General features: G+C 71.7%; 7 protein-coding genes. 4 read left to right on the forward strand and 3 right to left on the reverse strand.

What is annotated here, in order from left to right:
• Positions 1-24 precede the first annotated feature (24 nt).
• A complete protein-coding gene (locus CCN39_RS25590) occupies positions 25-1,320 on the reverse strand; it encodes an aspartate aminotransferase family protein (RefSeq protein ID WP_086846082.1) in 1,296 nt (431 codons plus the stop codon).
• 118 nt (positions 1,321-1,438) lie between these two features.
• Between CCN39_RS25590 and serS the strand changes: the two genes are divergently transcribed.
• Together serS and CCN39_RS25600 are read left to right on the forward strand one after the other, a co-directional pair.
• Positions 1,439-2,701 carry a serine--tRNA ligase gene (gene serS, locus CCN39_RS25595; RefSeq protein WP_086846084.1) on the forward strand — a complete coding sequence of 421 codons (1,263 nt, stop codon included), beginning with the start codon at positions 1,439-1,441 and terminating at the stop codon, positions 2,699-2,701.
• Between the two features lie 64 nt (positions 2,702-2,765).
• On the forward strand, positions 2,766-3,767 hold the full coding sequence (locus CCN39_RS25600; RefSeq protein ID WP_086846086.1) for a DUF3558 family protein: 1,002 nt from the start codon (positions 2,766-2,768) through the stop codon (positions 3,765-3,767).
• Here the strand turns inward: CCN39_RS25600 and lhgO are convergent.
• On the reverse strand, positions 3,764-4,951 hold the full coding sequence (gene lhgO, locus CCN39_RS25605) for an L-2-hydroxyglutarate oxidase (protein ID WP_086846088.1): 1,188 nt from the start codon (positions 4,949-4,951) through the stop codon (positions 3,764-3,766). The genes CCN39_RS25600 and lhgO overlap by 4 nt on opposite strands.
• A gap of 78 nt (positions 4,952-5,029) precedes the next feature.
• On the opposite strand from lhgO, the gene CCN39_RS25610 reads away from it, so the two are divergent.
• Both CCN39_RS25610 and CCN39_RS25615 read left to right on the forward strand, forming a co-directional pair.
• Positions 5,030-5,638 carry a TetR family transcriptional regulator gene (locus tag CCN39_RS25610; RefSeq protein WP_086846090.1) on the forward strand — a complete coding sequence of 203 codons (609 nt, stop codon included), beginning with the start codon at positions 5,030-5,032 and terminating at the stop codon, positions 5,636-5,638.
• Positions 5,635-6,111 (forward strand): nuclear transport factor 2 family protein, encoded by a 477-nt coding sequence (locus tag CCN39_RS25615; RefSeq protein ID WP_086846092.1) that lies wholly within the window; start codon positions 5,635-5,637, stop codon positions 6,109-6,111. Before CCN39_RS25610 ends, CCN39_RS25615 begins: the two co-directional genes overlap by 4 nt.
• Here CCN39_RS25615 and CCN39_RS25620 read toward each other — a convergent pair.
• Positions 6,101-8,237: ATP-binding protein (locus tag CCN39_RS25620; RefSeq protein ID WP_086846094.1), on the reverse strand; the 2,137-nt coding region annotated here is incomplete at its 5' end. The genes CCN39_RS25615 and CCN39_RS25620 overlap by 11 nt on opposite strands.

Consider the following 8,237-nt stretch of genomic DNA (forward strand, 5'->3'; position numbering starts at 1 on the left):
GATGACCACCCCGCTCCTCTTTGGTCAGGTTGCCAGTGCTGCGTTTGTTGCTGCCAGTGCGTCCACCAGGATTTCCAGGCCTTCCTGGGCCTCGTCCGCCGTCAAGGTCATTGGGGGGCCCAGGCGGAGGACGTTTCCGTGGAGGCCTCCCTTTCCGATCAGCAATCCGCGCTTCTTCGTCTCCTCCAGCATGCGTGCTGCTGCCGGGATGTTCGGCTCGGTTGTTCCCGGCTTGATCAGCTCCACTCCGATCATCAGTCCCTTGCCTCGGACCTCGGCCACCAGGGGGGACTCCGCCGCCCGCAAGCCCGACAGGAGTTGCGCCCCCCGGGCCGCGCAGTTCGCCTGGAGGTTGTGGTCCTTGATGTAGTCCAAGACCGCCGTTGCGCCTGCCATCGATACCGGGTTGCCGCCGAATGTCGAGAACGACTGGGCCTTGAAGCAGTCCAGGACGTCTCCGCGGGCCACCACGCCGCCGACCGCCAGGCCGTTGCCGAGGCCCTTGGCGAACGTCATCATGTCCGGGGTCACTCCGTGGGCCTCGATGCCCCAGAAGTGCTCGCCCGTCCTTCCCCAGCCCGTCTGGACCTCGTCCGAGATGAACAGCACCCCGTACTCGTCGAGGACCTCCTTCATCGCCCGGAACAGGCCGTCCGGGGGGAGGCTGAAGCCGCCCACTCCCTGGATCGGCTCGGCGATCAGGCAGGCCACGTCGCCCGCCGTTGCCGTGTTCAGGACGTCCACCAGGTCCGCCACGCACGCGTCGATGTAGTCCGCGTCGGACAGGTCGCGGAACGGGCTTCGGTACCGGTAGCCGCCGTGGACGTAGTTGACCTTGACCGGGCTCAGGGCCGATGCCGACCAGCCGCGGTTGCCCGTGATCGCGACCGTTCCGAACGAACGTCCGTGGTACGAGTTGCGCATCGCCAGCACCTGGTTGCTGCGGCGGTACTGCGTGGCCAGCATCAGCGCCGTGTCGTTGGCCTCGCTGCCCGAGTTGGTGAAGAACACCTTGGCGTCCGGGATGCCGGACAGCGCCGCGATCCGCTCGGCCAGCTCGACCTGGGAACGGATCAGGTAGAGGGTCGAGGTGTGCAGGATGCCCGTGTCGAGCTGCTTGCGCACCGCGTCGCCGATCTCGGCGACGTCGTAGCCCATCGAGTTGGTCAGCACCCCCGCGAAGAAGTCCAGGTACGTGCGCCCCTGGGAATCGGTCATCCGGCGGTCGTGCGCGTGCACGATCTCGATCGGCTCTTCGTAGAGCAGCGACATCCAGGACGGCATGACTGCGCGGTGCCGGGCCAGCAGCTCGTCGGTCATCGGGCGCCTCCTCAGGGTTTCCCTGGAGTATGAGGACGCCGTGAACAGCGCTTCAACGATCAGACTGTCGGGATAACCCAGTAGGGACGCACAGTCTGTACGGACTACCCTCTGACCCGTGATTGACCCCAGGACTCTGCGCGATGACCCGGAAGCCGTGCGCGCGTCGCAGCGCGCTCGTGGTGAAGACGAGGGAGTGGTCGACAAGCTGCTCTCCCTCGACACCCGGCGCCGGGCTTCGATCGCGGCCGCCGACAAGCTGCGCAACGAGCAGAAGCTCCTGGGCAAGCAGATCCCGAAAGCGCCGCCGGAGGAGAAGCAGCAGCTGCTGGCCACGGCCAAGGAGCTCGCCGCGCAGGTCAAGGCGGCCGAGGCGGAGCAGAACACCGCCTCGGGGGAGTTCGACACGCTGTTCCGGACCGTGCCGAACCTCGTGCACCCGGACGCCCCCGTCGGCGGCGAGGACGACTTCACCGTCGTCAAGCACGTCGGCGAGCCGACGAAGCTCGGCTTCGCCCCGAAGGACCACCTCGAGCTGCTCGAAGGCCTCGGCGGCGTCGACATGGAACGCGGCGCGAAGGTCTCGGGCTCGCGGTTCTACTTCCTCACCGGCGTCGGCGCGCAGCTGCAGCTCGGCCTGCTCAACATGGCCATCGCGCAGGCCCTCGAGAACGGCTTCACGCCGATGATCACGCCGTCGCTGGTGCGCCCGGAGATCATGGCCGGCACCGGCTTCCTCGGGCAGCACTCGAGCGAGATCTACCACCTCGAGGACGACGACCTCTACCTCGTCGGCACGTCGGAGGTGCCGCTGGCCGGCTTCCACGCCGACGAGATCCTCGACCTGAACGACGGCCCGAACCGCTACGCGGGCTGGTCGTCCTGCTACCGGCGCGAGGCCGGCTCGTACGGCAAGGACACCCGCGGCATCATCCGCGTCCACCAGTTCGACAAGGTCGAGATGTTCGTCTACGCGAAGCCGGCGGACGCCGAGGCGGAGCACGAGCGGCTGCTCGGCTGGGAAGAGCAGATGCTCGCGAAGATCGAGGTGCCCTACCGGGTGATCGACACCGCGACCGGCGACCTCGGCACGTCCGCGCACCGCAAGTTCGACTGCGAGGCGTGGATCCCGACCCAGGAGACCTACCGCGAGCTGACCTCGACGTCGAACTGCACGACGTTCCAGGCCCGCCGCCTGGCGATCCGCTACCGGGACGAGAACGGCAAGCCGCAGATCGCCGCGACGCTCAACGGCACGCTGGCCACCACCCGGTGGATCGTCGCGATCGTCGAGAACCACCAGCAGGAGGACGGCTCGGTCCGCGTGCCGGAGGCGCTGCGCCCGTTCGTCGGCGGCAAGGAAGTCCTCACGCCCCGCTGAATCGGGTGGATCCGCGGTGCTGCTCCGTTCGTCCCAGTACAGTCCGGGCCGAACGGGAGGACCCATGCTGATGAAGTGGCAGGTCGCGGCCGCGCTCGCGGCCGTGACCGTGGTGACCGGCTGCACGGTGACGGTCGGCGGCTCGGCGTCGCCCGTGCCGGGGCAGGGCCCGGTCGCCAAGGCGGCCGACGCCTGCTCGTTGCTGAGCCCGGAGCAGGTCGACGCGCTCGGCTACGAGTCGCCCGGCAAGTCCGTCAAGGAGAACAAGGATCGGCTCCAGCCGCCGATGTGCCTGTGGAACTCGAAGGACGACGTCGAGCCGTCCGCCATCCTCGACGTCGGCCTGGCCACGGACATGGACTTCAACGAGTACATCGCCGGCGCCGTCAAGAAGTCCGAGCCGCAGCAGATCGGCGGGCTGAGCTGGACGCAGTACGCCTCGATCCTGCCTGACGACTGCACGTTCTACGCCCTGCTCGGCGCCAAGTCGTTCGCCTTCGTCGGGGTCTCGGCCGGCAAGCTCGACAAGTCGTGCGAGCTGGCGAAACTCGCGATCCCGCAGGCCGCGGCGCACCTGCCGGGCGGGCAGGACGCCCCGCCGGTCACGCCGTCGACGTCGGCGAAACCGGAGCCGGGCGGCCCGCTGCTGTCGGCGGACCCGTGCGCGATGCTGAAGCCGGACCAGGTGTCCCAGCTGGCGAACATCTCCCCGGACGGCGAGAAGGACACCTCGTCCACGGTGCCGAACGCGTCGTACTGCCTCTGGGACGACACCGACGGCGACGGCGGCCAGAAGGCGTTCGAGGTCTGGTTCGGCCCGAGCACGCCGGTCGGGGACTGGCCGGGGGCGAAGGGTGTCACCCCGACCGAAACCGTCGACGTCGGCGGCAAGAAGTGGGGCCTGTTCCCGAACATGGGCGGGCTGCGGGTCACCTGCGGCGCGACCCTGGCGATCACCGACACGTCGTCGGTGCAGGTGGTCAGCGGGTTCATCGGCGACGACGCGAAGACCTGCGACCTGGTGAAGCAGGGGCTGCCGCTGGTGACCGCGAACCTGCCGGGCTAGCCCTCGGAAACCTGGTCCGCGATGTGGCGCGCGATCTCCAGCGCGCTCGTCGCGGCCGGCGACGGCGCGTTCAGGACGTGCACCTGGTCGCGCGCGGTCTCGATGAGGAAGTCGTCCACGAGCGAGCCGTCGCGGCGCATCGCCTGGGCGCGCACGCCGGAGCCGTGGCGGACGATGTCGTCCTCGGTGACCGCCGGGACGAGCCGGGCGAGGCTCGCGGCGAACCGCTTCTTCGAGAACGAGCGGCGGACCTCGTCGAGCCCGGTCGGGAACGCGTACTTCTTCGCGAGCCGCCAGACCCCGGGGAAGGCCGCGACCTCGGCGACGTCCTTCGCGGAGAAGTCGCCCCAGCGGTAGCCCTCGCGGCGCAGCGCGAGCACGGCGTTCGGGCCGGCGTGGACGCTGCCGTCGAGCATGCGCGTGAGGTGCACGCCGAGGAACGGCAGCGTCGGGTCCGGCACGGGGTAGATCAGGCCCTTGACCAGGTGCCGGCGGTCCGGCTTGAGCTCGTAGTACTCGCCGCGGAACGGCACGATCTTCGCCGATGGCGTCAGCCCGGCCAGCCGCGCGACGCGGTCGGAGTGCAGGCCGGCGCAGTTCACCAGCGCGTCGGCCTGGACGACGTCGTCGCCGGTCGCGACCTCGACGCCGCCGCCCCGCCCGGCCCGGATGGCCAGGGCGGGCGAGTTCAGCCGCAGGTCGACACCGGCTTCGTCGAGCAGCCGGACGAGCGTGTGGCAGACCGCCGGGAAGTCGATGATCCCGGTGGATTCGACGCGCAGCGCGGCGACGCAGGCGACTTCGGGCTCGTACTCGCGCGCTTCGGCGGGTGAGATCTGCTTGGCCGGGACGCCGTTGGCCTCGGCCCGTTCGGCGAGGGTGTTCAGCGCGGGGATTTCCCGCTCGTGGGTCGCGACGACGAGCTTGCCGCACACTTCGACGGGCACGCCGTACTGCCGCGCGAAGTCCACGATGGACCGGTTGCCGGCGACGGACATCCGCGCCTTGAAGGACCCGGGCTTGTAGTAGAGCCCGGCGTGCACGACGTTCGAGTTGTGCCCGGTCTGGTGTGCCGCCCAGCGGGATTCCTTCTCCAGGACGGTGACGTCCAGCCCGCGCCTGGTCAGCTCCCAGGCCACGGCCAGACCGACGATCCCGCCCCCGACGACTACCACGTTGCGCACGGTCGATCAGGCTACGCGAGTCTTCGCCGGTGGTGTTCCTGGCGTTACCTAACGGCTGTCAGGTACAGTACCTGACCGATGTCAGGTAAGCGGTTGACGCGGGAAGCGCGGCGCGAGCGGATCCTCGCCGCGGCCGGTGAAGTGTTCGCTTCGGCGGGCTACGACGCGGCCGGGATGCGCGAGGTCGCGGCGGCCGCCGGGATCAGCACGCCGGTGCTCTACGACCACTTCCCGGCGAAGGCGCAGCTGTACGCGGCGCTGCTGGAGTCCGAAGTGGACGGACTGCTGGCCGGCTGGGCCGCGCTGCCGGTGTCCGACGATCCGGAGGTCCTGCTGCGCGGCCGGGTTTCGGCGATCTTCCGCTGGATCGAGACGCACGAGCGCGGCTGGCGGATGATCTTCGCGGAGGCGCCGTCGGACCCGGCGGTCGCCGCCGTGCACCGCGACGGCCAGGCCCGCGCCACGGCCAACCTGGCTTCGCTGTTCCACGGGGTGCCGCTCGACCTGACGTCCGGCATCCCGCGTCCGCTGGCCGACGAGGTGCTGGCGGAGGCGTGCAAGAGCGCACTGAACTCGATCGCGACGTGGTGGTGGCGCCACCGCGACATCCCGCGCGACGAGGTGGTGGCGCTGACGGTCGACCTGCTGTGGCGCGGGCTCGCGGCACTGATCAAGGGGGAACGATGAGCACGGAAACCTACCGCCGCGCCATGGAAACGCGGGACGTCGAGCTGGCGCTGACGGCGTTCGCGCCGGACGCGGTGCTGCATTCGCCGTTGACGTCCCGGGTGCGCTTCACCGGCCACGCCCAGCTGCGGCCGCTGATCGCGGTGGCGTACCGCCACTTGACGGACATCCGCTTCCACACTGACACCGGCGACGCGCGGACCCGGGTGGTGGTCTACACCGCGCGGATCGGCGGCGAGCCGATCGAGGAGGCCGCGCTGCTGCGGTTGGACGGCGACGGCCTGATCGAGGAGGCGACGCTGTTCGTGCGGACGTTGCCGGGCCTGGTGGCGCTGATGGACCGCTTCGGCCCGGACATCGCCCGCGAGAACGGCCGGCCGGTGGTGGCACGGGCGCTGAGCGTGCTGGTGAAGCCGCTGCTGGCGATGGTGCGGTCGGGCGACCGGCGCGCGGTCCCGCTGGTCAGCGGCTGATGTGCTCCAGCGCCTTCTGGGCCGTCATCCCGAGGCCCGTCCGGTAGGCCCGCTCGAAGCCGTCGACGCCCAGCGACTCGACCAGCCGCCCCCGGACGGCGGACACGTCGGGGTCGCCGCCGATCGCCGTGCCCCGCACCGCGGCCGCCGCGCCCAGCAGCACGGCCGCCTCGGCCGGCCGGGCCGCGCCCGCGAGCCCCTCCAAGGCGAACGCCACCACGTCACCGGCGTTCCACTGCCGTCCGATCAGCAACGCCGAGCGGTGCAGCTCGGCCGCCTCCGCCGCCCGGCCCTCCGCCGCCGCCAGCCGGCCCAGCGAGATCAACGCCGTCGCGCGGACCGACTCCGCCGCGAACGAACCTCCCGCGCACTCCGCCAGCGCCCGCTCGCACAGCTCCCGCGCCGCGGCCAGGTCGCCCGACAGCCGGGCCAGGTTCGCCAAGCCGACGAACGCCGCCGCGCGGGATTCCGGCATGCCCGAACGGCGGGCCGTGGCCGCCGCCAGCTCGTAGTCCGCGCGGGCCCGGGCGTGCTCGCCCGACAGCAGGTGCGTCCACGCGCGGCGGCCGATCAGATCCGCGACGTCGTCCGTCGCGCCGATCTCGTGCATCAGGCCCAGCGCTTCGTCCATCAGCGGCAACGCGGCCGCGTACTCGCCCCGCCAGGTCAGCAGCTGGGACAGGTGGTCCAGCGCCATCGACAGGCCCCACCGCTCGCCCAGCGCGCGGAACTGCGCCGCGCCCTCGCGCAGGCCTTCTTCGGCGCCCGCCAGGTCGCCCGACATCATCGACCGCAGGCCCATGCCCATCGGCAGCAGCGCCCAGCCCCACGCGTCACCCGCGGCCAGCAGGCTCTTGCCGCGGCCGAGCAGCTCGGCGTCGTCGCCCGGCGGGCCGACCACCACCCCCAGCAGCATCACCAGCATCGGGTTGCGGGGCGCCCAGTCCTCGTTCGTCGCGTACCGGCGGACCAGCGGCAGGTACTGCTCCAGCGACTCGTGCGGCTGCCCGGCCAGCGCGCCGAGCACGCACACCAGGAACTCCTCGGCGTACTCCTCGCGCACCTCGGGCGAGCACCGCGACACCACGGCCAGCGACAGCCCGGCGCCCTCGAACCGCCGCCCGCGCATCCACCAGTACATCGCCAGCAGCGACACCAGCCGCAGCGCCGTCACGACGTCGTGCTCGGTCGACCAGCGCAGCGCGGCCAGGACGTTGTCGTAGTCGGCGTCGATCCGCGCCAGCCACTCCAGCTGTTCGGCGGTCCGCAGCTTCGGGTCCGCTTCCGCCGCGAACCGCAGGAAGTACTCGGCGTGCGCGCGGTGGTACGTCTCCGCTTCGCCCGCTTCGGCGAGCTTCTCGCCGCCGAACGCGCGGATCGTCTCCAGCATCCGGAACCGTCCGCCGACGGCCTCCACCAGGGACTTGTCGGCCAGCTCCGGCAGCAGGTCGGCGTCCGCGCCGCACACCTCGGCGGCGGCCGCGGCGGTCGCGCCGCCGGAGAACACCGCGAGTCTCCTGGCCAGCGCCCGTTCCTCGGCGGTCAGCAGGTCCCAGCTCCACTCGACGACCCCGCGCAGCGAGCGGTGCCGGGCCTCGGCCGTCCGGCTGCCGCGGGCCAGGAGCCGGAACCGGTCGTCGAGGCGGGCGGCGATTTCGCCGAGCTCGAGGGTCCGGACGCGGGCCGCCGCCAGCTCCAGGGCCAGCGGCAGGCCGTCGAGGGCCGCGCAGACGTGCTGGACGTCGCCGATCGTCGACTCGTCGAGCGCGAACGCGGGATCGCTCGCGGCCGCGCGCTCGGCGAACAGCCGGACGGCCGCGAACTCCCGGGCCTGCGCGGCGGACGTCCCGGGCGGCGGGACGGCCAGCCGCGGCACCGGCGCCAGCTGCTCGCCGGTGATGCCGAGCGGCTCGCGGCTGGTGGCCAGCACCCGCAGCCCCGGGCACGCGGCGAGCAGCCGCGCGGCCAGCCGGGCCGCCACGTCGACGACGTGCTCGCAGTTGTCCAGCACCAGCAGCACCGGGCGGTCCCGCAACGCCGAGACCAGCCGCTCGACCGGGTCCTGCGGGCCGCCGCGCGAGCTCTCGCGCAGGCCGAGCGCGGCCAGCACGGCGCCCGCGACGTCA

The organism is Amycolatopsis kentuckyensis, assembly GCF_002155975.1.
Taxonomy (GTDB): Bacteria; Actinomycetota; Actinomycetes; order Mycobacteriales; family Pseudonocardiaceae; genus Amycolatopsis; species Amycolatopsis kentuckyensis.